General features: G+C 66.0%; 22 protein-coding genes. 14 read left to right on the plus strand and 8 right to left on the minus strand.

All coding sequences use genetic code 11. The features are described 5' to 3' along the window. The first annotated feature begins 382 nt into the window (after positions 1–382). The 4 genes from F8O08_RS00005 to F8O08_RS00020 all read left to right on the plus strand — a co-directional run bounded on the left by F8O08_RS00005 (position 383) and on the right by F8O08_RS00020 (position 6,131). Positions 383–1,804 (plus strand): Na+/H+ antiporter NhaC family protein, encoded by a 1,422-nt coding sequence (locus F8O08_RS00005; RefSeq protein ID WP_158042237.1) that lies wholly within the window; start codon positions 383–385, stop codon positions 1,802–1,804. A 134-nt stretch (positions 1,805–1,938) separates the two neighbouring features. After that, positions 1,939–3,534: an N-acyl-D-amino-acid deacylase family protein gene (locus tag F8O08_RS00010; protein WP_158038670.1), complete on the plus strand. Its 1,596-nt coding sequence runs from the start codon at positions 1,939–1,941 to the stop codon at positions 3,532–3,534. Continuing rightward, positions 3,527–4,732, plus strand: a complete 1,206-nt coding sequence (locus F8O08_RS00015) for an amidohydrolase (RefSeq protein ID WP_158042238.1) — start codon at positions 3,527–3,529, stop codon at positions 4,730–4,732. Before F8O08_RS00010 ends, F8O08_RS00015 begins: the two co-directional genes overlap by 8 nt. A gap of 40 nt (positions 4,733–4,772) precedes the next feature. Continuing rightward, the gene (locus F8O08_RS00020) at positions 4,773–6,131 is read left to right on the plus strand and encodes an aminopeptidase C (protein ID WP_225733491.1); all 1,359 of its coding nucleotides are present in this window, start codon (positions 4,773–4,775) and stop codon (positions 6,129–6,131) included. A gap of 18 nt (positions 6,132–6,149) precedes the next feature. Here the strand turns inward: F8O08_RS00020 and F8O08_RS00025 are convergent, their stop codons facing one another. From F8O08_RS00025 to F8O08_RS00055, 7 genes are all read right to left on the minus strand, one after another. Then, positions 6,150–7,742 (minus strand): serine hydrolase domain-containing protein, encoded by a 1,593-nt coding sequence (locus F8O08_RS00025; RefSeq protein WP_158038667.1) that lies wholly within the window; start codon positions 7,740–7,742, stop codon positions 6,150–6,152. Continuing rightward, complete coding sequence (locus F8O08_RS00030) at positions 7,739–8,485, minus strand: type 1 glutamine amidotransferase (protein WP_158038666.1); 747 nt, start codon at positions 8,483–8,485, stop codon at positions 7,739–7,741. Before F8O08_RS00030 ends, F8O08_RS00025 begins: the two co-directional genes overlap by 4 nt. 123 nt (positions 8,486–8,608) lie before the next feature. After that, positions 8,609–9,697, minus strand: a complete 1,089-nt coding sequence (locus F8O08_RS00035; protein WP_225733490.1) for a dipeptidase — start codon at positions 9,695–9,697, stop codon at positions 8,609–8,611. 52 nt (positions 9,698–9,749) lie between these two features. Then, entirely contained in the window at positions 9,750–10,628 is an 879-nt protein-coding gene (locus F8O08_RS00040; protein ID WP_158038665.1) for an aminodeoxychorismate lyase, read from the minus strand. A gap of 99 nt (positions 10,629–10,727) precedes the next feature. After that, the gene (menC, locus tag F8O08_RS00045) at positions 10,728–11,900 is read right to left on the minus strand and encodes an o-succinylbenzoate synthase (RefSeq protein ID WP_158038664.1); all 1,173 of its coding nucleotides are present in this window, start codon (positions 11,898–11,900) and stop codon (positions 10,728–10,730) included. Next, positions 11,897–12,700, minus strand: coding sequence for a MurR/RpiR family transcriptional regulator (locus tag F8O08_RS00050; protein WP_225733489.1), 804 nt, complete (start codon positions 12,698–12,700; stop codon positions 11,897–11,899). The genes menC and F8O08_RS00050 overlap by 4 nt, the downstream gene beginning before the upstream one ends. Continuing rightward, complete coding sequence (locus F8O08_RS00055; protein ID WP_192496941.1) at positions 12,697–13,551, minus strand: GNAT family N-acetyltransferase; 855 nt, start codon at positions 13,549–13,551, stop codon at positions 12,697–12,699. The genes F8O08_RS00050 and F8O08_RS00055 overlap by 4 nt, the downstream gene beginning before the upstream one ends. 493 nt (positions 13,552–14,044) lie before the next feature. On the opposite strand from F8O08_RS00055, the gene F8O08_RS00060 reads away from it, so the two are divergent. Continuing rightward, the gene (locus F8O08_RS00060; protein WP_225733514.1) at positions 14,045–15,268 is read left to right on the plus strand and encodes a M20/M25/M40 family metallo-hydrolase; all 1,224 of its coding nucleotides are present in this window, start codon (positions 14,045–14,047) and stop codon (positions 15,266–15,268) included. Between the two features lie 10 nt (positions 15,269–15,278). On the opposite strand, the gene F8O08_RS00065 is transcribed toward F8O08_RS00060, so the two are convergent. Next, entirely contained in the window at positions 15,279–16,385 is a 1,107-nt protein-coding gene (locus F8O08_RS00065; protein WP_192497664.1) for a C39 family peptidase, read from the minus strand. Positions 16,386–16,711: 326 nt separating this feature from the next. On the opposite strand from F8O08_RS00065, the gene F8O08_RS00070 reads away from it, so the two are divergent. The 9 genes from F8O08_RS00070 (at position 16,712) to F8O08_RS00110 (ending at position 26,592) form a co-directional block, all read left to right on the plus strand. Next, positions 16,712–18,559 (plus strand): ABC transporter substrate-binding protein, encoded by a 1,848-nt coding sequence (locus F8O08_RS00070; protein WP_158038660.1) that lies wholly within the window; start codon positions 16,712–16,714, stop codon positions 18,557–18,559. Positions 18,560–18,678: 119 nt separating this feature from the next. Next, the gene (locus F8O08_RS00075; protein ID WP_158030514.1) at positions 18,679–19,722 is read left to right on the plus strand and encodes an ABC transporter permease; all 1,044 of its coding nucleotides are present in this window, start codon (positions 18,679–18,681) and stop codon (positions 19,720–19,722) included. Continuing rightward, complete coding sequence (locus tag F8O08_RS00080; RefSeq protein ID WP_225733488.1) at positions 19,719–20,645, plus strand: ABC transporter permease; 927 nt, start codon at positions 19,719–19,721, stop codon at positions 20,643–20,645. The genes F8O08_RS00075 and F8O08_RS00080 overlap by 4 nt, the downstream gene beginning before the upstream one ends. A gap of 2 nt (positions 20,646–20,647) precedes the next feature. After that, on the plus strand, positions 20,648–22,300 hold the full coding sequence (locus F8O08_RS00085; RefSeq protein WP_158042241.1) for an ATP-binding cassette domain-containing protein: 1,653 nt from the start codon (positions 20,648–20,650) through the stop codon (positions 22,298–22,300). Further along, the gene (locus tag F8O08_RS00090; RefSeq protein ID WP_158042242.1) at positions 22,297–23,307 is read left to right on the plus strand and encodes a S66 peptidase family protein; all 1,011 of its coding nucleotides are present in this window, start codon (positions 22,297–22,299) and stop codon (positions 23,305–23,307) included. Before F8O08_RS00085 ends, F8O08_RS00090 begins: the two co-directional genes overlap by 4 nt. A gap of 21 nt (positions 23,308–23,328) precedes the next feature. Next, complete coding sequence (locus F8O08_RS00095) at positions 23,329–23,889, plus strand: Lrp/AsnC family transcriptional regulator (protein WP_158042243.1); 561 nt, start codon at positions 23,329–23,331, stop codon at positions 23,887–23,889. Beyond that, complete coding sequence (locus F8O08_RS00100; protein ID WP_225733515.1) at positions 23,886–24,707, plus strand: serine hydrolase; 822 nt, start codon at positions 23,886–23,888, stop codon at positions 24,705–24,707. The genes F8O08_RS00095 and F8O08_RS00100 overlap by 4 nt, the downstream gene beginning before the upstream one ends. Continuing rightward, positions 24,704–25,795: a C45 family autoproteolytic acyltransferase/hydolase gene (locus tag F8O08_RS00105; RefSeq protein ID WP_158042244.1), complete on the plus strand. Its 1,092-nt coding sequence runs from the start codon at positions 24,704–24,706 to the stop codon at positions 25,793–25,795. The genes F8O08_RS00100 and F8O08_RS00105 overlap by 4 nt, the downstream gene beginning before the upstream one ends. Beyond that, on the plus strand, positions 25,795–26,592 hold the full coding sequence (locus F8O08_RS00110) for a serine hydrolase (protein ID WP_158042245.1): 798 nt from the start codon (positions 25,795–25,797) through the stop codon (positions 26,590–26,592). The genes F8O08_RS00105 and F8O08_RS00110 overlap by 1 nt, the downstream gene beginning before the upstream one ends. The last annotated feature ends 25 nt before the right edge of the window (positions 26,593–26,617 follow it).

Here is a 26,617-nt window from a genome sequence, read left to right on the forward strand (position 1 = left end):
ACACATCATGTGTCTGTGACCGCGGCTCTCTCGTTAAGTCGGTTCTCTGCGGGCATCACACCGCGGCCCTGACCCGCCAGGCCGTCGCGACCGGTCCGGCTCACGTTCGGGAAAGTTCGGCCTCTGAGCGGCATCAGCAGGACTCGAAGAAGCTATACGATTCATATGATCACTCAGGTGTGGCTCATATGTAGCGAGAATGTCCTCGTCGGGCACGTCGCCTGCCTTGATGCATCGGGCAAATGCGCCCGTAATCGTATATTTGCGCCCGAGATCGGTGACGAGCGTTCGCTGTCGTCTTTAGGATTCGAAACACAACTGCAACATCCTTGCATTAGCTTGGCCTGAGCTCGGCTGTAGATCCCCCCGCGGAAGGAACCTGATGTCCACAGCGCTGCATGCCCACCTCGAGAAGAGAGGCCCGCTCTCGACGAAAGAGCGCATCACCTATGTGATCGCCCTGGTCGGTATCGTCGCCTCTGCCATACTCGGCGCGTTCAACAGCGCTCCCACGCTTTGGGGAGTGCTGCCGATCGTTCTCTACGCCGTGCTCTGCCTGATGGGCATGGACGTCGTGATCGCCACGGTCGCGGCGATCATCGCAGGCTTTGCCATGCTGCATCCCAGCCCGAAAGACGCCGGGGTCATGCTCGGGGACTCTTTGGCAGACTCGCTCGTCGTCATCGGTCTCATCATCATGCTTGGTGCCGGTGTGGGCGAGGTGCTGCGCGAGACGGGAGTCGCCGAGAAGATCGTGCGAAGCATCATGGGCCTGGTCGGCGGCCGTGGCCAGACTGCGATCAGCATCGGCATCATGGTGTCATGCCTGGTTCTGGTGCTGAGCCTCGGCACACTGGCCGGTGCGCTGGCGATCGCAGCACCCGTGCTGATTCCGATCGCAGCTCGCGTGGGCTTCACGAAGTCTGCGACTGCATCGATGATGTTCACCGGTGGATGCGCCGGTCTCGCTCTCGCTCCGTTCGCCGGTTCGAACGTGGTCATCATGGAGGCTGCCGAGGTCGGGTATCTCGACTTCGTCATCTACGGTGCCGGCCCGCTTGCTCTGCTCACCATGATCTTGGGCGTCTTCGTCGTGCGTTGGATGCAGAAGCGCACGAAAGACGATGCGAGCGACTACTACGAGACGATCGAGCCGGTTCAGAGCGAACCCGGTGAGAAGCGCCGTGTGGGCGCGGCCACTCTTGCCTTCGTGATCACGTTGGTCGTCAGCGTCGCCTATGCGATCGTCTCGAACTCGGGAACGACGTTCCCGCTGTTGGCCCTGCCTGTCATCGCCGTGGCCACGGGCCTGGCCGGCGGCCTGTCGCTCGTCGGTGTGCTCAAGCGCATGTACGACGGGATGTCGGGCATGATCAGCATGTTCGCACTGTTCTGGCTGCTGGCCGTGCTCTTCGCACAGATCGACGCATTGGCTCCGTTCCAGGTCATCCTCGACAGCTTCGGCGACAGCCTCGCCAGCGGATCGGCCTATGCGTTCACCATCATCATCGCGCTGCTCGGCTGGGTCGGGGTTCCCGGAGGAACCGCAGCACAGGTGGTGCTCATCGACAAAGTGTTCGGGGGCATCGGAGCCGCCCTCGGCGTTCCGGCCAGCGCCTGGGTCATCGTGCTGCTCTTCGCCTCGAAGGCCGACACCTATGGTCCGTTCCCGAACGGCAACATGATCGGAGCCATGGGTCTCGCAGGGTCGAGAAACCTGAAGAACATGATCATCACCGGATGGCTGCTGCTTGTGCCGACCTGTCTGATGTACTTGGTCATTCTCTTCTTCGAGACCCGATGAGTCTCTCTCGCTGATCAGCGATGAGTCTGCGCCGCCTCTGACACCATGTCGCGGTGCAGACTCATCGCCCGTATCAATGACCATCTGCACAATCGACAATTACGCGACAATCACGAACTGAGGAGTCGGAACCCATGGCTGAATGCGATCTCTCTTTCGATTCGGCGACCGTCATCGACGGAACGGGGCGCGCGCCGTTCACCGCCAACGTCGGCGTCAGCGACGGAATCATCGTCGCGATCACCACAGAGCCGCTCGCAGCACGAGAGCACGTCAACGCAGTGGGAAAGGTCGTGTGCCCGGGATTCATCGATCTGCATTCGCACGCTGACTTCTCGATTCAGGGAGCGGCCTCGGCAGAGACACAGCTCACACAGGGAGTCACCACTTTGGTGACGGGAAACTGCGGCTTCTCGCCGTTTCCCGTGATCGATCTCGACATGATGCGCGAATCCATCGGCTTCATGGATACGTCTGGGACGACGTTCGACTGGACGGACCTGCGTGGCTTCCGGCGTGCGATCAATGCCGCGCAGCCCGCTGTCAACATCGCTCCACAGGTCGGACACAATGCGCTGCGCATCGCCGCATTGGGCATGGAACGACGACCGCCGACAGAACCTGAGTTCGCACTCATGCAGGCCATGCTGGAGCAGGCGGCTGGCGATGGCGCCTTCGGCTTCACCTCGGGGCTGATTTACACCCCGGGCGTCTTCGCCGACGCCGAAGAGCTGCGGGCGCTCGCGGCGACTGCGCATAGAAGTGGCATGCTCTACTCGACGCATATGCGCAACGAGACGAACCGTCTGGTCGATGCCGTCGACGAAGCCCTCGACGTCGCCCGTGCCACAGGGGTTCGACTCGAGATCTCTCACCTGAAGGCCATGGGGCCCGAGAACCACGGAACAGTCGTCGATGCGCTCGACCGTATCGAGGCAGCGAGAGCGGAGGGCGTCGATGCGACCACCGACGTCTACCCGTATACGGCATCCAGCACCACGCTGACATCGCGGATGCCGCCGTGGGCCATGGACGGCGGGCCTGAGGCACTGGTGCGCCGACTCGGTCACACCGAGACGCGCGCCAAGATCGCGGGTGAGCTGGCTGCTCGCTTCGGGCACGATATCGACCCGGCCGGAGTCATCATCGCCGACCTCCCGGCCGGGCGCTACTCTTGGGCCGTCGGACACTCGCTCGTGGACATCGGAGCTCGCGAAGGGTGCACTGCGCAGGAGGCGGCCCTGCGGGTTCTCGAACACCACCATGCGGCCGTCTCGATCATCAACCACTCGATGGCCGAAGCCGACGTGCGCACCATTCTGCGGCATCCGATCACTGCCGTCGCCAGTGACGGCTGGATACTCGACATGAGTCGCGAGGGCAATCCGCACCCACGCAGCTTCGGCACGTTCACCCGTGTGCTCGGGCATTACGCCCGTGAGACGGATGTGCTCGATCTCGTCGAGGCCGTGCGCAAGATGACGTCACTGCCGGCATCTCGGATCGGGCTGGCGAGGCGGGGACGTGTCGCCACCGGAGCGATCGCCGATCTCGTCATGTTCGACCCGATCACGGTGGCCGACCGGTCGACCTACCAGAGCCCATGGCAGCTGTCAGTGGGCATCGAACGGGTGCTGGTCGCCGGAGTGACCGCTCTCAACGACGGACGCCCCACGGGCGCGCGGGCCGGGAGCGTGCTCGACCGCAGAACGGAGGCTGCTCATGCATGATCTGCTGACCGAACACCTGCGCAGGCGGCTGGCAGAGAGCACCGCCACCGACGCCGAGCGACGCAGCGTGGCAGGCATGCTGTCAGAGCTGAGTGCGGTGCACAGCCTGTCGCAGGTCGTTCACGACGACCCTGAGACCGCGTTCGACGAGCATCGAAGCGCGCAGCGAGCCCGTGACTTTCTCGGCCAGCGCGGGTTCGTCGTCGAAGACGTCGCCGATCTGCCCACAGCCTTCACCGCCGTGTACGACGCAGGCGAACCCGCGGGCAGTGATCCGTTCACGGTTGCCGTCTGTTTGGAGTACGACGCACTGCCGCAGATCGGCCATGCGTGCGGGCACAACATCATTCTGGGGCAGGGGCTCCTGACCGCTGTCGGGCTGGCAGCAGTCGCCGAAGAGACCGGCATACGGGTCGTCGTCATCGGCTGCCCCGCCGAAGAGCACGGTGGCGGCAAGATTCTGCTGCTGGAGCAGGGCGCCTTCGACGACGCAGACATCGCGATCATGGCCCACCCCGTGCCAGACGGATACAGCTACGACGCCCACAGTGCCCGATCGCTCGCAATCGGGCGCTTCCGCGCGGAGTTCACCGGAGTCTCAGCACACGCAGCGGCAGCACCTCATCTGGGCCGCAACGCCAATGATGCGGCAGTCATCGCGCAGGTCGCGGCAGGGCTGCTGCGTCAGCAGATTCGGCCGCAGGAGCGCATGTCGCTCATCGCGCGAGACGGGGGATGCGCCACCAACGTCATCTCTGACCATGCAGTTCTCGACTTCGAGTTCAGAAGTGACACGCTCACGGGCTTTGCAGCGTTGTCAGCGCGCGTGACGCGCTGCCTCGAGGGCGCCGCGCATGCGGCGAACGTCGAACTCGCCATCACCTCGACCGAGCCGACATACGAACCCCTGGCACAAGACCCGGCGCTCGCCGATGCCTGGAACGAGGTGATGTCCCGGTTCGGTCGATCGCTGCTGCCCGACCGGCTGCCGGTGCCGGGCTCCACAGACATGGGCAATGTCTCCCAGCGCATCCCGAGCCTGCACCCATGGGTCAGCATTCCGGGAGTGCAGCATCCACTGCACTCTCAGGGGTTCTGCGCGGCAGCCGATACGATCGTCGCCTATGAGACGATGATCGACACGGCACTCGGACTCACCTGGGCCGCCCTTGCCTCGACCCCGAGAAGCCGCGAGTGACCTCGCACCGCCAACTCCACCAGAGATGAAAGAAGCAACTGTGTCCATTCCCGAATCCTCCCTCTCACCTGATCTGCTCGGTCAGCTCCGACAGCAGTTTCTCGCCGACCCCGCACGTGTGCGCGCGGAGAACGCCGTCACCAAGTCGAAGATCGACGACATCGCGCTGAATCGTCAGCGTCTGATCGACACGCCTCGCAGCATGTCGAATCGCCTTGACGACTGGGAGGCCGCCAACCAGAAGAACAGCGGGCGATGCTGGCTCTTCGCCGCGCTCAACCTGCTGCGCAGCGACACGCGAAAGAAGCTGGGGGTCAAGAACTTCGAGTTCAGCCAGAACCATGCCATGTACTGGGACAAGATCGAGCGAGCCAACTACTTTCTCGAAGACGTCATCGCCCTGGCCGACCGTGAGCCGGATGACCGCCTCATGTCGTTTCTGCTGAAGAACCTGCTGAGCGACGGCGGGCAGTGGAACATGGAGGTCAGCGTCTTTCTGAAGCACGGCGTGGTGCCCAAAGAGGTCATGCCAGAGACCGAGTCGTCGGGCAATACGAGCCGCATGAACTCATCGCTCAGCACCCTGCTGCGCAAGGGCGCCAAAGAGCTGCGCGAACTCGTGCGATCCGGCGCCAGCCTCGACGACGCCCGTGCGTTCAAAGACCGCCTGCTGGCCGATACACACACCATTCTGACCATTCACCTCGGTGTGCCGCCGACCGAGTTCGAATGGCAGTGGAACGACGACAAGAACGAGTTCCATCGTGCGGGCGTGTTCACCCCCCAGCAGTTCCTCGCGGAGTACACCGACATCGACCTGCGCGACTACATCTGCCTCGTCGACGACCCGCGCCCTGAGCATCCCAAAGGCTCGACGCTCACCGTCGCCCACTTGGGCAACGTCGTCGGCGGAGACCCGGTGCTCTACCTCAACGCAGACATCGACACGATCAAGAGCGTCACGGCGGCCACGATCGCCGACGGCGAGCCGGTCTGGTTCGGCTGCGACGTCGACCCGCAGTTCTACCGGGAAGACGGCGTCTGGGCTGCCGACCTGTTCGACTACTCCGGCGTGTACGGCGTTGATCTGAGCACGACGAAAGAAGACCGCATTCGCTACGGCGACAGCGAGATGACGCACGCGATGCTCTTCACCGGCGTCGACCTGGCCAGCGACGATGCAGAGCAGCCCGGCGCACCCCGTCGCTGGCGAGTCGAGAACAGCTGGGGCATCGAGAAGTTCGACAAGGGCTTCTGCACCATGCACGATTCCTGGTTCGACGAGTACGTCTTCGAGGTCGTCGTTCGCAAAGACCGTCTGCCCGCCGAGCTGCAGGCCGCGATCAGCGCCGAGCCGATCGTGCTCGACGCGTGGGATCCGATGGGCGCGCTCGCCTGACCTTGCCGGGTGGCTGCCTCACCGACCAGGTTCGGCAGTCACCGGCAGGCTGCGCATGGCACTCGGCCGATCGTCGGCACCGGCGTCTCCCGCGACCACGCTGAATGCCTGGACGAGCGGGTGACTCAGCCCGACCATCCGCAGCGTGCAGATCAGCTCGCCGGCTGCACCCGGCACACGCCAGCGCAGCACGGCCTCAGTGGGCGCGTCGATCAGGCGGGCTTCGAGGGCGGATGCTGCGGTCGGCACGCCCCCGACGCGCGCCCTGGCAGCGTTCAGAGCGGCGTCTCTCACATCGACGGGCTCGTCAGTGAGGACGTTTCGTGCGAAGAGATCGCTGAGCGATGCGATCGACTGCTCGCCGGTGCGCACGTGCGCATCGAGCAGCCGGGCGGCGCGCAGCGTTTCGGGCCATGGGCGCAGCTGAGCCCCGAGCACACCGGCAGGCTCGGCTCGGCTCGGCTCGGCAGCTGATGTGAGCACGACCTCGTCGAGCAGCCGGTCGTGCACGTCGATCGCGATGGCTGCGGCACTGGTGGCGTCGCTGTTGCCGAAGACGACCACACCCACGCCGCTGTCGACGTGCCAGCGCATATGCGAGGTGAACCCGGGCAGCCCTCCCGAGTGCTGCACGATGCGCCCGAGACGTCGATGGTGTTCGACGACCAGACCGTAGCCGTATCCGGCACCGGTGAGCGGCCGGCTCGACAGCCGTTCGTCAGTGCCGGCGATGATGGTGTGCACTCGCTGCAGCTCGCGACGCGCCGCAGCCGAGAGCACGTCTTCGCTCAGCGGGTGGTCTGTGAAGGCGGAGCGCAGAAAACGGCCCCATGCGGCGATGTCGTCGACGGTGCTGAAGAGCGCCCCGATGCAGCCGAGCGCGCCGCAGCCGACATAGGGCTCGTTCGCCCACGACGCGCCGGAATCGAAGGTGCGCCAGCCGGTCGCGGCGTCAGGCCGAGCAGACTCCGTCGCAATGTCGTCGAGTGAGTAGGCGGTGTGGTGCAGGCCCAGGGGGCGCAGCAGCCGCTCTGAGACGAACCGTTCGACGGGCTGCCCGGTCACCTGCTCGATGGCGCGCCCGATCAGCGAGATGCCCAGGTTGGAGTACTGGTAGGTCTCGTCCGGAGGCAGGGCGAGACGAAGTCCGTCGCTCAGCACCCGGCTCATCTCGGCCCGAGAGGCGCCGAGGTGGTTGTCGCCCCAGGGGTTGTCTTCGGCCAGGCCGCCGCGGTTCGACATCAGCATGTCGAGCGTCACGTGCACCGGTCGACCCTGGTAAGTCGCCGCTGCGAACTCGGGTACATAATCGGTGACCGGTGCGTGCATGTCGAGGCGGCCCTCATCTCGCAGCACCAGCGCCGCAGCGCCCAGAAAACTCTTCGACATCGAGGCGATGCGATAGATCGTGTCACGTGTCGGCGTGGCCGCATCTCGTCGCTGGTGACCTCGGCCGATCCAGGCGACCACACCATCCGCGTCGAACACCGCAGCGCTGAACGAGGGCGCCATGCGCAGTGTTGCCGCATCGAGACGCTGCTCGAGCGCCGCCGCACCGGCAGCCGCCAGCGCGTCGCGATCAGGTCGCAGATGATCGACGTGCAGACTCATCGCGAGACCTCGGCGTGCTCGCGCACTTCGCTGGCGAAGGCGTCGGCCAGCGCGCGGCTGATCGCGGTGTTCTCGCCGTCGTGGGCGTCGGCCTCGGCGATCATGTGGGCCAGGTCGAAGTTCTGCTCTGCCAGCGCTGCGTCATCCCAAGTGCGCAGCCGCTCGGCATTCACCTCAGGGTGAAACTGCAGGCCGCGCACATGCCGACCGAGTCGGAAGGCCTGGAACTCGCAGTCGGCGCTGCTGGCCAGCAGCACGGCCTGATCGCCGAGCGCGGTGATGCGATCCTCGTGGTTCTCGATCATGGGCGCAGAGGGGGCCAAGACGCCGATCACCGGGTCTGCCGTTCCCTCCGATGTGGTGCTGATGCGGGTCATCCCTCGCTCTGGCACACCCGTCTTGGCCTTGACTGTGCCGCCGCACACCTGGGCGAGCACCTGACCGCCGAGGCAGATGCCGAGGGTGGGCAGGTCACGGTCGATGGCCTCAGCGGCGAGCCGACGCTCCTGAGCGAGCCAGGGCGCACGCTCGTCATCGTCGGGCATGAGCCCCCCGCCGAGCATCACGAGCCCGTCGTACCCGTCGAGGCCCGCCGGCAGGCCCTCGCTGCCGATCCGTTGGTCGAGGTCGAGTCCGGCCTCTTCAAGCCACCGCTCCAGCCGTCGCAGGCCGCTCGACGTGGAGTTGACGACGACGAGCACACGAGGTGCGGTGCGGGCTGTCAGACGGTCGGTGGTGGTCATGGTCGCTCTCTTCTGTTGGTGCAGCTGGTCTGTAAGTGCAACCGGTCTGCCTATGGAGCCGGTCTGTCGGTGCAGGTGGTCTGTCGATGAATGCTGGTCGTGGGATGCCGCGCGGGCGTGCCCTCAGCGCTCGCCTGCGAGAAAGGCGAGGTGGTTCGCGTCTGAGGCCTCCAGAACGCGCAGCACGTTCTCGTGGGCGACTTTGTCGAGATCTGCGTTCGACCAGCCACGGTCGGCGAGCTCGGCGAGCAGCCGGGGGTAGCCGCTGACGTCGTCGAGTCCGCTGGGCATGCTGCCCGTGCCGTCGTAGTCAGCGCCGATTCCGACGGCGTCGACGCCTGCGAGATCGCGCACGTGCTCGATGTGGTCGGCGACGTCGGCGACGGTCACCATCGGCGGCTCTCCCTGCTCGCCGCCGATGACCCAGTCGCGTCGCGCCTGGCTGACGAACGAGGGCACGAAGGCCACCATGTGCAAGCCTCCGGTGGCACCGATGCGCCGAATCAGCTCGTCAGGCACGTTGCGCGGGTGGTCGCACAGGGCGCGCGCTCCTGAATGGCTCACCAGCACGGGCAGGGTGGATGCGTCGAGCGCGTCACTCATGGTCGCATCCGAGACGTGGGCGAGGTCGACCAGCATGCCGATGCGGTTCATCTCGGCGACCACCTCCCGGCCGAACTCGCTCAGCCCATGACTGCGCGGTTCGTCAGTTGACGAGTCTGCCCACGGAATCGTCTGAGCCCAGGTGAGCGTCATATAGCGGGCGCCGAGCCGGGCGTACGAGCGCAGTACGCCAAGCGACTCGTCGATCTGGTCGCCGCCCTCGATGCCGATCAGCGATGCGATACGGCCGCGCTGCATGGCCTGCCGAGCGTCTGCCGCAGTGCGGGCCAGCTGCAGATCGTCGGGATACTGCGCCGCCAGCCGATGCACGAAGTCGATCTGCTCCAGCGTCGCGGTCACCTGCTCGGCGCCGTGCAGCGCCTCGTCGTCGACCCAGACCGACCAGAACTGGCCACCGACGCGACCGGCTCTCAGCCGTGGCAGGTCGGTGTGCAGATCTGGCAGACCCGTTCCGACTCCGTCGACACGGTAGTCGTGGTGCTCGCGGCAGGCCCAGGCAAGGTCGTTGTGCCCGTCGAAGACGAGCGGCAGCTCGGCTGCTGCGGGGAATGCCGCTGATGCGGAATCAGTGAGGCTCTGTGACGACATGGTGCTCCTCTGTGCTGCTGTGCTTGCGCGTGTGCTGCTGTGCTTGCGCGTGCTACTTCGTGCGCACCAGCAGCGCGTCGTTCAGCTGATCGGTGATCTCACGAGCGATCGGCATGGCCTGCCCATCAAGCTCGCGAACGGGAGCCGCGCACCGGGTGCTCGACAGCATCCACAGGCCGTCGACACGACCCAGCTCGTCGGCGGTGACCTCACGGTACTCGGTCTCATGGCCCAGTGACTCGAGCACGGCGAACGCGTCGGCCTGCGTGGTGCCCGCGAGGATGCCCTGGTCGGTCGACGGGGTGACGAAGCGCCCGTCGATGAGCAGGATCACGCTCGAGGTCGGCCCCTCGAGCACGAAGCCGTCACTGCTGATGAAGATGACGTCGTCGGCGCCGCGCCGCGCGGCCTCGCGCAGCACAGCCTTGTTGACCGCGTACGACAGAGTCTTCGCGCCCTGCAGCAGCCAGGGCGAAGTCTTCGCCACGTCGTGACGGTAGCCGCGGTCGAGAGTGACGGCTGAGATGCCATGCTCACGCTCGCCGTCGTGCTCATCGCCTTCGAAGACGTACACCCAGCCGACCGGCACCCCGGTGCCTTCGATTCCGCGGGTCATGATGAACTTCGCCGAGAGCAGATCAGCCGGCTCGTGTGCGGCGACGGCGGCCTCGATGGCCGCCTGCCAGACGTCGAGCCGCGGCTTCGGCAGATCGAGCATGGCGGCCGAGTGCGCGAAGCGGGCGAGATGCGCGTCGATGGCCATCAGAATGCCGTGCTGGACGCCAGCCGTCTCGAAGATGCCGTCACCGCGGGTGACGCTCAGATCCATGACGTTGATGTGCGGCGCATCAGGATCGGCCTGGTGGAACCGCTGTTCAGCGCTGACGCCTTCGGCGAGTTCGTCGACGAAGAACAGGACTGGTGCTGACATTGTGACTTCTTTCGTGCGGGTGCTGGTGTGCTTGTGGTGGGAGACAGGGCGGGGGAAGCTGTACGCGGTTCCGTCGAGATGTACGCGGTTTCGCTGGGATCAGGCCGATGTGAGCGGAACCGTGTGCATCTCAGCGGATCCGTGCGGAGCCGACTCCGCCAGATCGGTGTCGAGGTGGCGCAGCCGGTTCTCGGCGACCCAATCGGCGTCGACCTCGTGTCCGATGCCCGGGGCCGACGGCACGGCCACGGTGCCGTCGTGCGCGACGACCGGCGGCACGATGACGTCGCGAGCGTAGTACTTGTCCGAGCCTGAGACGTCTGAGGGCAGCGTGAAGCCTGGCAGCGACGAGATGGCCACGTTGGCAGCGCGCCCCACGCCGAACTCGTGCATGCCGCCGCACCAGACGGGGATGCCATGCTCGGTCGCAAGGTCGTGTGCCGCCTTCGCGACGGTGAGCCCGCCCATGCGCGACACCTTGATGTTGAGCACGCGGCCGGCGTCGAGCGCGATCATGGTCTGCAGATCGTCGAGCGAGACCACCGACTCGTCGAGGCACACCGGAGTCTGCAGACGCTGCTGCAGTCGGGCGTGCCCCACGAAGTCGCGTGGGGCGAAAGGCTGCTCGATCATCGTCAGATGCGCCGCGTCAAGGCCCAACAGGTAGTCGATCGTCTGGTCGTCGCTGGTGTACGCGCCGTTGGCGTCGACGTGCAGATCGATGTCGGGGTGCGCGGCACGCACTGCGTGAACCGGCTCGAGATCCCACCCCGGTGCGATCTTCAGCTTGATGCGGTGGTAACCGGCGACCAGCTGCTTCTCGACCTGCTCGAGCAGCGCGTCGATGGTCGGCTCGATGCCGAGAGACACGCCCGCGCGCACCTCGTGCCGGGTGCCGCCCAGCGCCGATGCCAGCGAGACGCCCTCGGCCTTCGCCCACAGGTCCCAGGCCGCGCCGACGAAGCCGGCCTTGGTGAACTCGTGACCGCGGATCTTCGCCCAGGCGGTCTCGAGCTCGGCAGGCGTCGCCCAGTCGGCATCCAGCGCACGGGGCACGAGGTAGCGCTCTGAGATCAGCCAGGCGGTGTCGGTCGTCTCTGGGCAGTAGAAGGGGTCGGCGGGTGAGGCGATCTCACCCCAGCCGGTGCGACCTGCGTCGTCGGTCAGCTCGACCAGAATGTGATCGAGACTCGACTTGCGATGCGAGCTGGTCTGAAAGCTGTGCACGAGTGGCAGACGCACCTCGTGCAGCTGGATGCGGGTGATCTTCATCGGTCGGAGTTCCCTCTCTGGTGGTCGTGCTTGCGGTGCTTTCGGGTTGCGCTGCGCCGCGCGCCCGCGCGTCGGTCGCCCTTGTCTGCGGGGTCGCTGTCGGCGGCGGATGCGTCGGTTGCGACCGGCTCTGCATGATACAGCCCCAGCGTGGCGCTGATGCGATCGCGCAGGGTCAGCCGTCGTCGGGCGCCTTTGGCGCTCGCGGCGGTGAGCGCGCTGAGCACGTGGCAGACGGCTGCCACGGATGTGGGGGAGTCGGCATAGGAGGCCGAACCGGTCTGCACGATCACGAGGCATGACGCCAGCGACGCAAGCGGGGCATCCGCCGAGTCGGTGACGACCACCAGTGTGCCGCCGGCCTCGGCGAACAGGCGACCGAAGCGCACGCTCTCGGCGCGGTAGCGACGCAGCGAGAAGACCACGAGCACGTCGGTGGCGCGCACGTCGGTGAGCACGGTGAGCTCGGTCAACGACTGGCCGTCGACGCTGAACACGTTCGAGAGTGCCGCCGAGAGGTCGGCGGCGAGCAGCGCGGCGTAGGTCGCCGACTTGCCTGCGCCCACGATATAGCGACGACGAGCGCCGAGCAGGGCGGCAGCGGCCGCCGGCAGAGCGCCCGATTCGGTCAGATGCTCGAACGTGGTGTTGAGCGAGGCGACCTCAGCCTGCATCAGACGGGTCTGCAGCACCTCTGCGGTGGCGTTCGTCTTGAGACGTTCGCCGAACCGGTCGTGCGGTGATGAGAGGGCGCGGTCGTGCAGGCGCTCGGCTCGTTCCTGTGGGGTGTCTGGCGTCACTTTGCGGCCTTCTTCGGTGCAGGCGTCGGGGCATCATCGGCTCGTTCCACCGCGAGGTAGACCGACGTCTCAGCGGTCAGACGCCGGCAGCTCACGATGACGAAGCCCTGGTCGTACAGGTCGTGCAGGCTCGACCGCAGGTTGGCCCGGCCCCAGCTGATCGCCTCTGTCTCGTCGTCGCCAGAGCTGATGCCCGCATCGATCGGCACCCAGCGTCGATCGCCGTCGGCGATCACGTGCCCCCAGTCGCTCTCGCCCAGTGCGGTCTGCGGGGCGAGGCTGCGGTATCGGGCATAGGGGTCGGGGCGGTCGTCCAGAATCCACTCGACGAGCACGCGGTCGGTGCGCTCGCGGCCGTAGTAGTCTTCGACGAACTTCACGCCGACGCCGCCCAGCGAGTTGAAGTTGAAGTGCCCGTTGCGTGAGAGCATCGGGTCGAACGTCCAGTGCATGCGGTGAGAGCCCCAGCCCAGCGCCACCTGCTTCTGCTGCTCTTTGAGCATGCGGCCGATGCCGTGCCCTTGGAATGCCGGATCGACGACGGCTGCCTGAGAGTAATGGAAAGAATGAGTCCCGTCGGTTCCTGGGAAACCGTAGGCGAAGCCGATCAGGTCGCCCGAGGGAGCCCGCACGCCCACCGCGGAGCCGCCGTTGTGCACCAAGGCGCTGAGCAGGTTGCTGTTGAGGGCCAGCCCTTTGTCGCCGTAGCGGAAGACGCGGTTGTAGAGCGCGCTGGCCTCGATGAACTCGGCGTGCTCCGAGAGCGTGCCGCTCCAGAGCGCCAGGTCATGCGGGCCCGCGGCCTCGGCCGCTCGTTTCGAGTCGGGCTGAGAAGTCGTGCAAGTGTTCACAAAAGACGAGTATACGTATCCTATGTTTCAGGTTTGTTAGCAAGATATACGGTGACTCCCGCATTACTTCAGGGAAGGTATCCTCGGTTTATGTGTCACATCGTCGGTGATGGTTATGTGTCGCGTCACCGGTGATGAAGGCGCGACGACGCACTGCATCGGCGGTCGAACCCGGTCGGTCAGGTGCTGCCGGGTCGTGCAGCGTTCTGGTGTAATTCGTACCGAGCGCTGTATCTGAGGTGCAATGAATGTGGTGAACGTCGGATTTCGCCACATTTGTTGCACATCAGTGTGGCCGTGGCAGTGCCGAGAGTGGCGGTGGCAGTGCCGAGAGTGGCGGTGGCAGTGCCGAGTGTGACAGTGGCAGTGCCGAGAGCGGCCGTGCGACTGCCGCGCGGTTCGAGAGTGCAGAAGTCGCAGGGAGCACAGCATGCGTGCAGGGCACGCATGGCGATCGTAGAACGAGAGACTAGGGGAAGCGACGATGAACGCGGTGACGACGAGCAATGAGATCCACGAGCGAGTGCAGAACGGCCGAGAGCAGGTGTTCGAACGGCTGCGCGAGCTGGTCTTGCTTGAGACTCCCTCGTTCGCCCTCGAAGCGTCACGGCAGATCACCGATCTGCTCGGCGCCTGGTTCGAGGCGGTCGGCGGCACGGTCGAGCGTGTCGAGACCGAGGCCGGCGTACACCTGTTGATCGAGGTGCCAGGCACCGGCCGGTTCGACGCGCAGGCCGCCGAATCCGCACCTGGCGCCCCCGTCGCCGCAGCATCCGCCGTTTCGGGCGCGCCGGGCGAGGCCGACCTGCGGCCGCTGCTGCTGATCGGCCATTCCGACACGGTCTGGCCCTTCGGCACGCTGCAGGGCGACGTGCCGTGGGCCGTCGACGGCGACGTCGTTCGGGGGCCGGGCGTCTACGACATGAAGAGCGGTGTGATCTGCATGCTCACCGCGCTCGAGGTGCTGCGAGATCGTGAGCATCGCCCCGTGCGCATCATCATCGTGGCCGACGAAGAGGTCGGGTCGCCGACCTCACAGCAGCTGATGCGGCGTGCGCTGCAGGGCGTCGCCGGAGCGATCGGGTTCGAGTCGCCGCACCCCGACGGAGCGCTGAAAGTGGGTCGTCGCGGCAGCACGCGAGTGCGCATCGCGGTCACCGGGCGTGCCGCCCACGCCGCGCTCGACCCGAAGAAGGGCATCAGCGCGATCGACGAGCTGGTCGACCAGCTCGTGCGGGTGCGTGGCATCGTGGCGGCAGCGAGCGAGCATACCGAGGTGCTGTGCAACTCGGGCACGATCAGCGGCGGTACCCGCGCCAACGTGGTGGCGGCGCAGGCCGAAGCCGAGCTGGGGCTGCGCTTCATCGACGGCGAGTCGGAGCGCACCGTGCTCGACGCCCTGCAGCATCTGACTCCGGTTCGCGAGGGAGCAGTGGTCGAGGTCGAGGTGCTCAGTCACCGCCCGGCATGGCTGGCGGGGGATGCCGACGCGGCGCTCTGCGATCGGGTCGCGCGGGCCGGTGCGGCAATGGGGGTCGAGATCTCAGGCCGACCGGCCGCCGGCGCCGGTGACACGAATCTGGTCGGGTCGCTTGGCGTGCCGACCGTGGACGGATTCGGCCCGCTGGGCGGCGGAGCGCATGCGGTGAGCGAACACATCGTGCTGCCGACGCTGTACCAGCGCATCGAAATGCTGGCGGTGCTGCTGTCGGAGTGAGCCGCCCCGCTTACCAGGTCGGCTCGTCGGCGGGCGCGGGCGGAAGCGGCACGTCGGTCGGGTGCACGAGATAGACGGTTCGGTTGCTGCGCCGCCATGCCAGGTCGAAGACTCCGCGAGGGTATGTGCGCCTCACGCCGGCGTCGTCCGGTGCGGCCGGGTCGTTCACGACCACGTCGCCGCTCGCTGTGAAACCCGCGATGACGAGCAGATGCCCGTCGGTCTCGTAGCCGGCCTCTGGCAGCTCGTCGCTGGTGAACGAGACTGAGGCCGCCAGGGGAATGCCGCCGTCGGTCAGCGTCTGCGCCTCGGCCAGACTGTGCAGCCGAGTCACGAGAGCCTCGAGGCCCTGACCGTCGGCTTCGCGGCGGCCGACATGGGCGACGTTGAACGACCAGTTTCCTGCGCGCGAGTATGCGGCATCGTAGGTGCGCAGCGCCGTCCACGGCACCGGATGCTCTTTCGTCTCGGCGTCGAGGGGACGACCGCGCCAGAACTCCTGCAGCATCACCATCGAGGTCGGCGAGCACCACGATTCGCCGCCGCCGCCGACCGCTCGGTGAGTGTCGGCGTGCAGCATCTGTGATCGCACCGGCACGGCGAGCGGTGCTGTCGGGGGCTTCCGAGAGGCGTTCGCACCCTGCTCGTTCGCACCCTGCTCGTGATTCTGGCCCTGCTCGTGATGCTGGCACTTGCCGGGCGCGAAACCGGAGAGCGCGGCAAGATGCAGCACGACCTGGACGGCCGCCTCACCGGCTGGCTGCGCATCTGTCTCTATCTTCAGCCGTGCGGCGTTCAGGCGCCTGGGGGCTGAGGCCGTGAGCGTGTCGACCTGCAGAGACACGATCTGCGAAGTCGTCTGTGCGGAGGTGTCGGAGGATTCGCTGGAACGCGTCGTCGCCGACGGCGTGGTGATGTCGGCAGGCAGGTCGTTCCAGTGGGCTGTCGGCAGCCAGCCGGTGGTGGTGCCGTCGTCGAGACGAGCCTCCAGTGAGACGACGACCGTCGCCTCGGGCGGAGCCGAGAGGTTCCAGGAGGGCACGATCTCGGTGGCTTCGAAGTCGAATGTCACCCACGGAGAGATCCACTGGCCCTCGATGGCGAGAGGGCCGGTCATCCGGTGCAGAAGACTATGAGGGGCGTGAGGGGATTCTGGCATGATACGCATCATATATACGTTGCGCCATCGTTCGGCATATGCCCGGCCAGACGAGTAAACTGGTGCAGTGGGAAGCGATGGCGCTGGAAAAGATCCATGATTCATGCAAGGGCGCATGAATTCAACGAGCGATTCTGCTAAGTCACAACATTGTTTCCGATACGTAAAAAGATCAACGAAAGCCCTGTTTCGGTTTGACGTGTGTCGGGCCATCGGCTTGCATCATGTTAGCGAGCTGATGATCCCGTCATGATCATCGATCTCTGAACAAAGGAACAGCTACTATGCGATCTGGAAAAATCTCTCGACGGGTGCGACCGCTGGCCGCAACGTTCACGACCGCGGCACTGGTGATGGGCTCTGCCTTCGGCATCGGCGCTGCGGCATTCGCCGAGCCGGCGCAGTCGTCTGTGACGACGCAGGCAGAGGGCGAGGGCAGCGAACAGGTGCTGCGCATCGCCACGTCGGGCCACGTCGACAGCTTCAACCCGTTCACCTCGATCTACCTGACGCCCACGCAGATTCTGCGCAATGTCTACGAGAACCTGGTGCAGAACGATCAGCAGGACGGATCTCCGACCAAGGGCCTGGCCGACTCATGGACGGTCGAAGAGGACGGCAAACGCTGGGTCTACAAGATGCAGTCCGACCTGAAATGGTCTGACGGCCAGCCGATCACCTCGGCAGACCCGAAGTTCACCTACGAGCAGATGATGAACGACTCAAAGCTCGGCACGGCCAACGGCAACCTGGTCTCGAACTTCGAGAGCGTCGAGGCCCCCGACGACCAGACTCTGGTCATCAACCTCAAGACCCCCCAGGCGCCGAACCCCGGCCTCGAGATTCCGGTGGTGCCGAAGCACGTCTGGGAGGGCATCGCCGACAAGGGCGACTACGCCAACGACACCGATGTCGTGGGGTCAGGGCCGTTCCTGCTCTCGAGCTATTCGGCCAACCAGTCGATCACGCTCAAGGCCAATGACAACTTCTGGCAGGGTCGCCCCAAGATCGACGGCATCCAGTACGTCTACTACACGAACTCAGACGCACAGGTGCAGGCGCTGCGCTCAGGCGACATCGACTTCGTGACCGGGCTGAGCCCGACGCAGTTCAACGCGCTCAACGGCGCCGACGGCGTCACCACCCATTCGGGCGAGGGCCGCAGGTACACCTCGATCAGCATCAACTCCGGGCTCAAGACGCCCGAGGGCGAGGCCTACGGCACCGGATCACCGGCGCTGCAGGACAAAGCCGTGCGACAGGCCATTCGACAGGGCACCGACTCCGAGGCACTGCTCAAGCAGGTGCTCGACGGTCAGGGCACTGTGGCGACCAGCTTCATCCCCTCGGCCTTCGACCAGTGGCACCTGCCGGATGACGACTCAGTGATCAAGAGCTTCGACCCGGACGCCGCCAAGCAGCTGCTCGAAAACGACGGCTGGAAGGCCGGCGCCGACGGCATCCGCGAGAAGAACGGGCAGAAGCTGTCGCTGCGACTGCTCGTCGACGCCGACGAACCGACCGAGCAGTCGATCGCCGAGTACTTCAAGCCGTGGATGCAGTCGATCGGCATCGCCGTCGACGTGCAGTCGTCTGACTCCGACACGATCAGCGATCGCGCGGCCAAGGGCGACTACGACATGTACTTCAGCGGCTGGAGCGTGAACCCCGACCCCGACTACCAGCTCGGCATCAACACGTGTGAGAACCTGCCCGATGCCGAAGGAAACAACGGCACCACGCAGGACGGCTACTGCAACCCTGAGTTCGACAAGCTGTACGCACAGCAGCGCTCAGAGCAGGATCATGACAAGCGCACCGAGATCGTTCGCGACATGCTGCGTCTGAACTACGACGACACCGCCCAGGTCGCGCTGTGGTACGGCAAGGCGCTTGAGGCCTACCGCTCGGATCGATTCACCGGATTCGGCACGCAGCCCGCCTCGAACGGCATGATCGCCGGTCAGGCAGGCTACTGGAGCTACATCAACGTCGAGCCGGCGTCAGAGGCAGGCAGCGGGTCAGGCACCGCAGTCGGTCTGTGGGTGGGCGCAGGAGTGCTCGTCGTGGTGATCATCGGCGGCGTCATCTTCTTCGCTCGTCGCAAGAAGCGCGCTGACGACGTCGAATAGGTCGAGAATGCTTCATAGGGGTGCGCTCGCAGAGGTCGGGCGCACCCCGCTTCGTCTGCCGGCCGTCTCGCGACGGTCGGCAGACACAACTGCAACAGTCGAGATTTCAAGGAGTCGACATGCCTGATGTCGTGGCGCCCGTCGGGGCGGTGCTGCAGAACGAGGCAGACGAAGAGAGCGTCGCTGGCGGCGGCTCAGGTCTGCGGTATCTGCTGAACAAGGTCGGCGGGGCGCTCATCAGCCTCGCCATGGTCATCGTGCTCGGATTCTTCGCGTTCAAGATCCTGCCCGGCGACCCGGTGCGTGCCATGGCGCGTGAGAAGCAGATGAGCGCCGAGCAGATCGCCCAGCTGCGGCAGGAGTACGGCCTGGACAAACCGCTGCTCGCGCAGTTCTGGGACTATCTGGTCAACGTGTTCTCGGGCAACTTCGGCGAGAGCTATGTGTACCACCAGTCGGTGTCATCGCTGATCGTGCAGTATCTCGGCCCGACGCTGCTGCTCACGGCGACCTCTGCGGTCATCGCGATCGCACTCGGCCTCTGGCTCGGGCAGAAGGCGGCCTGGCAGGCCGGCGGTCTGTTCGACAAGATCACGACCGGCACGTCGCTGGTGTTCTGGTCGGTGCCGACCTTCTGGCTCGGCCTGATTCTGCTGATGGTCTTCGGGGGCACGCTGCACTGGTTCCCGACCGGCGGCATGGTCTCGCCCAACGCACCTTCGAGCGGCTTCGGACTGGTGCTCGACGTGATCAGCCACATGATTCTTCCCGTGATCACCATGGTCGCGGTCATCTACGCCCAGTACGTCATGGTGATGCGCGCTTCGCTGCTCGAAGAGATGTCGGCCGACTACCTCACGACCGCACGTGCCAAAGGCCTGCGCGAAGATCTCGTTCGTCGCCGTCACGCAGTGCCGAACGCGCTGCTGCCGACGGTGACACTGGTCTTCATGCACCTCGGCGGTCTGATCGCCGGCGCCGTCACCGTCGAGACGGTGTTCTCATGGCCAGGTCTCGGCAAACTCACCTATGAGGCGATCAGCGGTCCTGACCTGCCGCTGCTGCAGGGCACCTTCGTCGTCTTCTCAGCGATCATCATCCTGATGAACCTGATCGCCGACCTCATCTACCGGCAGCTTGACCCGAGAGTGAGGCGGGCATGACCACCACGACCGAAACCACCATGGCATCCACCACATCACCCAGACGGCTGGCCTGGCGCCGCCGCACTCAGGCCATCGGCGACTCGTTCCGACTGTTCAGCCACAGCCGTTCAGGCATGGTCGGTCTGATCTTCTTGGTCGTCATCGTGCTGCTGGCCATTCTCGCTCCCGTGATCGCTCCTGCGCGCATGCTCGACGTCACGCAGCTCATGGATCAGCCACGCTTCGCACCGCCGTCACTGGCGCATCCTCTCGGCACCGACCATCAGGGCCGTGAGCTCTGGGTGCGGATGCTGTGGGGCGCCCGAGTCTCGTTGATCGTCGCGTTCGCCGCCACTGCGATGTCGATGATCATCGGCACCGTGATCGGTATGGCGGCCGGCCACTTCACCGGGTTCACCGGCGGGCTGCTGATGCGCATCGTCGACTTCTTCTTGGTTCTGCCGTCGCTCATTCTTGCGATCGTGCTCTCGACCGTGCTGTCGCGCGGCGTGCTGACGATCGTGATCGCCATCGGCATCACCTCATGGGCCTCGACCGCCCGAGTGGTGCGGGCGCAGACGCTGTCGGTCGAGTCGCGCGCCTACATCGAGCGCTCGCGCGTGCTCGGCGCCGGGCACTGGCACGTCATCTTCAAGCACGTGCTGCCCGCAGTCATGCCGCTGGTGATGGCCAACACGACGCTGACCGTCGGGTCTGCCGTGATCTCGGAATCGACGCTGGCGTTCTTGGGCCTCGGCGACCCGAACCAGCAGTCTTGGGGCACCATCCTGAAGAACTCCATGGACGTCTCGGCTGCGACGAGCGGGTACTGGTGGTACGTGCTCGTTCCCGGCATCGCGATTCTTCTGGTCGTGCTCGCCTTCACCTTGGTCGGCCGCGCCGTCGAGTCGATCGTCAACCCCACACTGAGGAGCCGCTGACCATGCCGGATCTCGTCTTCGACAACGTCTCGATCACCTATCGCACCTCGGGTCGCAACGACCGAGGCACCGTCGCCGCGGTGAAGGGGGTCTCGCTCGCTCTTCCGGAAGGCGGCACCCTCGGTCTCGCCGGCGAATCGGGCTCGGGCAAGTCGACGCTCGCCATGAGCGCGCTCAGGCTGCTGCCCAAGAACGCCCGCATCGATGGCGAAGTGCTGCTCGGCGACAAGCGAGTCGACGAGCTGAGCTTCGGCGAGCTGCGAGCCGTGCGCTGGGCCGAGGCCTCGATCGTCTTTCAGGGAGCCATGCACTCGCTCAACCCCGTGCGCACGGTCGGGCAGCAGATTCTCGAGGCCCTCGAACTGCACACCAAGGGCAAATGGAAGACCGCAGAGGCACGGCGTGCCCGTCTGCACGAGCTGCTGGAATCGGTCGACCTGGCCAAGGCCAAGGCCGCCAGCTACCCGCACGAACTCTCGGGTGGGCAGAAGCAGCGCGTGATGATCGCCATGGCACTGGCCTGCGAACCGCAGATCATCATCGCCGACGAACCGACGACCGCGCTCGATGTGATCGTTCAGAAGCAGATTCTCGACATGATCGCCCACCTCGTCACCGAGCGGGGCATCTCACTGCTGATGATCAGTCACGACCTCTCTGTGCTCGCCACCGCGTGCGAGCGCATCGCCGTGATGCGCGGCGGCGAACTGGTCGAGGTGGGCGAGTCGCACCGCATCTGCACAGAGCCCAGTGAGCCGTACACTCAGCAGCTCGCACACGCCTTCCCGACGATCGGCGACCCTGCATCGCGCATGCATCCGGTGACGCGCCAGCATCGAGACAAACCCGATGACGGGCTGAACCACGAGATGACCGATGAGGTGCTGCTCGAAGCGCGCAACGTGTCGATCACGTACCGCACCGGCAAACGCCCGCACACGGCTGTGCACGATGTCAACCTCGCCTGCCATCGCGGCGAGATTCTCGCACTGGTGGGCCAGTCGGGGTCGGGCAAGACGAGTCTCGCCCGTGCGCTGCTCGGTCTGCAGCCCGTCGATCCCGGCGGCGAGGTGCTCTACTCGGGCAGCCCCATTCCGACGCGGTCGAAAGAGCTGAGGCGCTTTCGCCAGCAGGTGCAGCTGGTGCTGCAGGATCCATCGGCGGCGCTGAACCCCAAGCTCAGCGTCTACGAGTCAGTGGCCGAGGGGCTGCGCATCCAGGGCTACGGCGGTGACGAGCACGCACGCGTGGTCGAGAGCATCGAGAACGCCGAGCTGCGCCCCGCATCGCGCTATCTGGGAGCGATTCCACAGGAGCTCTCGGGCGGGCAGCGCCAGCGGGTCGTGATCGCAGGCGCGCTCGCGCTGCATCCGTCGATGCTCATCGCTGACGAGCCGGTCGCATCGCTCGACGCGTCGGTTCGCGGCGAGATTCTCGCCCTGCTGCTGGGGCTGCGTCGTCGCCTGGGGCTCTCTGCACTGGTGATCACGCACGACCTCGGTCTGGCCTGGAACATCGCCGACACCGTCGCCGTGATGCACCAGGGGCGCATCGTCGAACACGGCACGACCGAACAGGTGCTGCTCGACCCGCAGGACGACTACACCAAGAAGCTGCTGCAGGCGGCTCCGCAGATCGAGCGGGTGACGGCGTGAGCGCGGCACCCCAGACCGTCGGCGTTGCCGACCATGGCCATGCCAGCACGGATGCGGGCTTTCTCGACGACGCCTTTCTCAGCGAGGCGCCGCTGCGCCCGGGTGATCGCGTGCGCCTGGTGGCACCCTCCGGCCCGAGCAGCGCGGCCAGCATCGCGTATGCCGTCGAGCAGCTGAGCATCTGGGGGCTGCGTCCCGTCGTCGGTCGCCACGCCCACGACACCGACCGGCAGCTGCCCTACCTTGCGGGCACCGACGACGATCGCCGGGCCGACCTCGTCGAGGCATGGCTCGACCCGGAGGCGCAGGCGGTGGTCTGCCTGCGCGGCGGGTATGGTGCGATGCGGCTGCTCGACGAGATCGACTGGTCGGCGATGCGTGACGCACGCATCAGCGCGGCCGGGCGAGCCAAGCTGCTCACCGGGTCATCCGACGTCACCGCCCTGCATCAGGCCTGGGGCGCGCACGTCGGCGTTCCCACGCTGTTCAGCCCGATGCCGGCCAACGCGGTGTTTCACGATTCGTCGTTCATTCGAGCCGATGTGCATCGTTGGATGATGGAGCCGTGGGGCGGTCGGGTGATCGCCGGGCCTCAGGCCGAGACGCTCGTCGCCGGCGAGGTGCGAGGGCGTACCTTCGGCGGCAATCTGAGTCTGATCGCGGCATCGATCGGTGCCCCTGAGTTCACGCTGCCCACGGGAGGCATCGCGATTCTCGAAGACATCGAAGAAGACCTCTACCGACTCGACAACCTCATGATCCAGCTGCAGCGCTGCGGCTGGCTGCGTGCGGCCGCCGGCATCGTGTTCGGCTCATGGCACGACTGCGCTCCGTCCGACGACGTTCGTGCGCTCATGATGCACTACGTGGGCGATCTGGGTGTTCCAGTGGCCTGGGAGCTGGGCATCGGGCATGATCCCGAAGCGCCGAGCGTTCCCATGGGCGCGACTGCCCGGCTGTGCGCTCCCGCGACGGAGCATCCCCGTCTGGTCGTCGAGTCGATCTGAGACGCAGAGAGGTGGTGGCTGATGACTGAGAGAGTCGACGAGATCGACCGCATCATCATCGATCTGCTGATGCGCGATGGGCGGGCGCGTCTCGCCGCACTGGCCGATGCGACCGGGCTGTCGACGTCGGCCGTGCAGCTGCGCCTGCGCCGGCTCGAGAGCACGGGCCTCATCACGGGCTATCAGGCACGAGTCGACTACGACCGGCTCGGGCGCTCGCTGACCGCCCTCATCGAGATCACCCCGGTCGATCCCGGGCAGCCGGACGACGCCCCCGAGCGGCTGCATCACGTCGAGGGCATTGTCTCGTGCTACTCGGTGGCAGGCGCGGCCAGCTACGTGCTGTTCGTGCGCGTAGCAGGGCCCGACGCGCTGGAACAGCTGATCGGCAGCATCCGTCTTCATGCCCGGGTCACAACTCGAACCACGATCATTCTGAGTACGCCCTTCGAACATCGCCATGAACAGCTGGCCGCCACGCCGACGGGAGCGCAGCCCATGACCGACACCGCAACGATCGCCCCCGCAACGATCGCCCCCGCAACGACCGACCCCGCAACGACCGACAAGGAGCCGCAGTGACCATCGAGATTCCCGAGCTGCATCCACGTGTGACCTGGTCGATCCAGGCCGCCGATGCGCAGACCGGCGAGGTGCTCGCCTCATACCAGCCCGATACGCAGTGTGAGACCGCAAGCATCGGCAAGATCTTTCTGCTGATCGAGACTGCGCGCCGACTCGAGGAAGGCAGCCTGGTCGCGGAGCAGCGCATCGAGATTCCCGACGAGCTGCGTGTCGCCGATTCAGGTCTGCTGTATCGCATGCACGATCAGCGCATCACCGTGCATGACGCCGCTCTTCTGGTCGGTGCGGTCAGCGACAACCTGGCGACCAACGCGCTCATCCATCTGTGCGGCCTCGACTCAGTGCGCGCGGTCGCACCGGCGCTGGGGTATGCGCGCACGTCACTGCATGACTACATTCGCAACGAGCGCACCCCCGATCTGCCCTGGACGCCGTCGTACGGCACCGCCGCCGAGCTCAGCGACGTGATCGGGCGGCTCGGGCGTCGCGAGATCATTTCGGCTGCCGTCAGCGAGCAGGTGCTCGACTGGCTTGCCGCAGACGTCGACACCTCGATGGTCGCCGATGCGTTCCTGCTTGACCCTCTCGCACACGTCGAACCCGAGTACCAGCAGATGGTGCTGCGTCATAAGACCGGCAGCACCGACTTCGCCCGCATCGATGTGGGCGTCGTCAGCGGGCCGCAGTCAGGCGTCGCCTATGCGGTCGCCGCCAACTGGAAGGGCGAGCCCGACGATCTGCGTGCTCCTGTGCTGCGGGCGATGCATGCCATCGGCGAGCAGATTCGCGAGCATGTCACCGGGCTGCCTGCATGACCGCCCAGGTCGAGTCGCTGCCGACTGTCGCGGGTCTGCCATGGACGGTCTTTCGCGGTGATCGCGAGTCGGTCTTTCTCGCCCTCGGTCGCCATCATGCCGAGCTGATCGCTTCGGTGCGCAGCCGCGTCGATCAGCAGTGGCAGTCGCTGATGAGCCGAATCGACGACCCGCAATGGGCCGAACGACTGAGCCGCATCATCGACAGCACCACTCGACAGCTGCCCGTTGAGGCCCAGGAGCTCGCCTGGATCGCTGCAGGGGCCGGTCAGCACGAACTCGATCTCTGGGTGTACAACCTGCGCGGTGATCTCGGCCGCGACGGCACTGGGTGCTCAGACGTCTGCACCGCCAACGACGGCCATGTCGTACTGGGCCACAACGAAGACGGAGACGCCCATCTTCGCGACGACGTGCGCCTCATCACGCTCGACATCGACGGCGACCCCAGCTGCACCGTGATCTGGTACCCGGGAATGCTGCCCGCGAATTCGTTCGTCGCGACCTCGGCGGGTCTCGTCTTCGGCCTCGACCACGTTCCCGTGACGACCCCCGCCGTGAACGGCTGTGGGCGGCACTTCGTGGCGCGTCATGCCCAACGCCAGTCTGACGGGGAGGCAGCGCGCCGGGTGGTGCGCGAGACTCCGTGCGCCGGAGGCTTCTCGTTCGACATCGCAGATGCCCTCGCCGGTCGAGCCGACGTGATCGAGAACGCGGCCGGGCGGGTGAGCGAGGTCTCCGCCGCATCCGCCGTGTTCTGCCACACCAACCATCTGCGTCTCGTCGACGGCACTCAGGCCGGGCTGAGCGTCGCCGATGACGACGAGTGGCTCGTCGAGAGCCGCGCTCGGCGTCGTGCCCTGTCGTCGGCGGTCGAGAGCGCTGAGACGTCGTCGGGCACGGTGGATGCTGCCGGTGTGCTGGCGGCACTGCGCGCGCCCGGTGTGCTGAACCGGCGTGACGACCTTTATACGCTGGCGACCGCGGTGGCCGACGTCACTGACGATCGCATCACGGTGCAGGCGTCGACGAAGGCGTGGACAGGGCGTCTGAGCGCCTTCGTTCGGGGCGAGCAGGAGGAGATCTGATGCAGGTGTACGACGATGAGACCATGCAGTGGTCGGCCAAGGTGTTCGACATCGACACCGGCGAGGTGCTGCTGGAGCACTCCGTCGATCGAGTGCTCAACACCGCGAGCGTCGGCAAGGTCTTTCTGCTGCACACTGTGCTCGATCAGGTCGATCGCGGCGAGCGGGTGCTTGAAGAGCGGATCACACGTCGCCCGTCGGAGGTCATCGACAACTCCGGGCTCTGGTATCTGCTGCAGGCTGACACGCTCAGCGTCTACGACATCTGCACGCTGATCGGCGCGGTAAGTGACAACGCCGCCACGAACACGCTGTGTCGAGTGGTGGGGCTGGATGCCGTGCAGCAGCATACCGAGCGGCTGGGCTATCGTGACTCGGGTCTCGACGACATCGTGCGCTGGCCCATGCAGCCAGGGCAGTCGCCGACGCTTTCGCATGGCAGTGCGCGAGAGCTCGCGGACTTCGTGGCGCGCATCGCACGCGGCGAGACGCTCACATCGTCGAGCATCGACGTCTTCACCCGGTGGCTCGGCGCCGGCATGGACTGCTCGATGGTTGCCAGCGCATTCAACGTCGACCCGCTCTCGCATTACTACTACGACCCTGAGGTGTGGCTCTGGAACAAGACGGGCACGATCGGCTGCGCCCGCGCCGACATCGGCGTCGCGATGTCGCAGACACGTCGAGTCGCCTACGCGGTGCTCGCGAACTGGCGTCGCGGCGATGACCGGCGCGAAGAGGCGCTGGCGCAGATGCGTGCGGTCGGCGAGGACATCCGGCGGCATCTGCTCAGGTGACTCTGGCAGAACTGCTCCTGCTGCT

It is taken from the genome of Pseudoclavibacter sp. CFCC 13611, assembly GCF_008831225.1.
Lineage (GTDB): Bacteria > Actinomycetota > Actinomycetes > Actinomycetales > Microbacteriaceae > Pseudoclavibacter_A.

What these genes read in the sequence shown, in the direction of transcription:
- F8O08_RS00005 (WP_158042237.1), top strand. Translation starts at nt 383, where the DNA reads ATGTCCACAGCGCTGCATGCCCACCTCGAGAAGAGAGGCCCGCTCTCG.
- F8O08_RS00010 (WP_158038670.1), top strand. Translation starts at nt 1,939, where the DNA reads ATGGCTGAATGCGATCTCTCTTTCGATTCGGCGACCGTCATCGACGGA.
- F8O08_RS00015 (WP_158042238.1), top strand. Translation starts at nt 3,527, where the DNA reads ATGCATGATCTGCTGACCGAACACCTGCGCAGGCGGCTGGCAGAGAGC.
- F8O08_RS00025 (WP_158038667.1), bottom strand. Translation starts at nt 7,742, where the DNA reads ATGAGTCTGCACGTCGATCATCTGCGACCTGATCGCGACGCGCTGGCG.
- F8O08_RS00030 (WP_158038666.1), bottom strand. Translation starts at nt 8,485, where the DNA reads ATGACCACCACCGACCGTCTGACAGCCCGCACCGCACCTCGTGTGCTC.
- F8O08_RS00035 (WP_225733490.1), bottom strand. Translation starts at nt 9,697, where the DNA reads ATGTCGTCACAGAGCCTCACTGATTCCGCATCAGCGGCATTCCCCGCA.
- F8O08_RS00040 (WP_158038665.1), bottom strand. Translation starts at nt 10,628, where the DNA reads ATGTCAGCACCAGTCCTGTTCTTCGTCGACGAACTCGCCGAAGGCGTC.
- menC (WP_158038664.1), bottom strand. Translation starts at nt 11,900, where the DNA reads ATGAAGATCACCCGCATCCAGCTGCACGAGGTGCGTCTGCCACTCGTG.
- F8O08_RS00065 (WP_192497664.1), bottom strand. Translation starts at nt 16,385, where the DNA reads ATGACCGGCCCTCTCGCCATCGAGGGCCAGTGGATCTCTCCGTGGGTG.
- F8O08_RS00070 (WP_158038660.1), top strand. Translation starts at nt 16,712, where the DNA reads ATGCGATCTGGAAAAATCTCTCGACGGGTGCGACCGCTGGCCGCAACG.
- F8O08_RS00075 (WP_158030514.1), top strand. Translation starts at nt 18,679, where the DNA reads ATGCCTGATGTCGTGGCGCCCGTCGGGGCGGTGCTGCAGAACGAGGCA.
- F8O08_RS00080 (WP_225733488.1), top strand. Translation starts at nt 19,719, where the DNA reads ATGACCACCACGACCGAAACCACCATGGCATCCACCACATCACCCAGA.
- F8O08_RS00085 (WP_158042241.1), top strand. Translation starts at nt 20,648, where the DNA reads ATGCCGGATCTCGTCTTCGACAACGTCTCGATCACCTATCGCACCTCG.
- F8O08_RS00095 (WP_158042243.1), top strand. Translation starts at nt 23,329, where the DNA reads ATGACTGAGAGAGTCGACGAGATCGACCGCATCATCATCGATCTGCTG.
- F8O08_RS00105 (WP_158042244.1), top strand. Translation starts at nt 24,704, where the DNA reads ATGACCGCCCAGGTCGAGTCGCTGCCGACTGTCGCGGGTCTGCCATGG.
- F8O08_RS00110 (WP_158042245.1), top strand. Translation starts at nt 25,795, where the DNA reads ATGCAGGTGTACGACGATGAGACCATGCAGTGGTCGGCCAAGGTGTTC.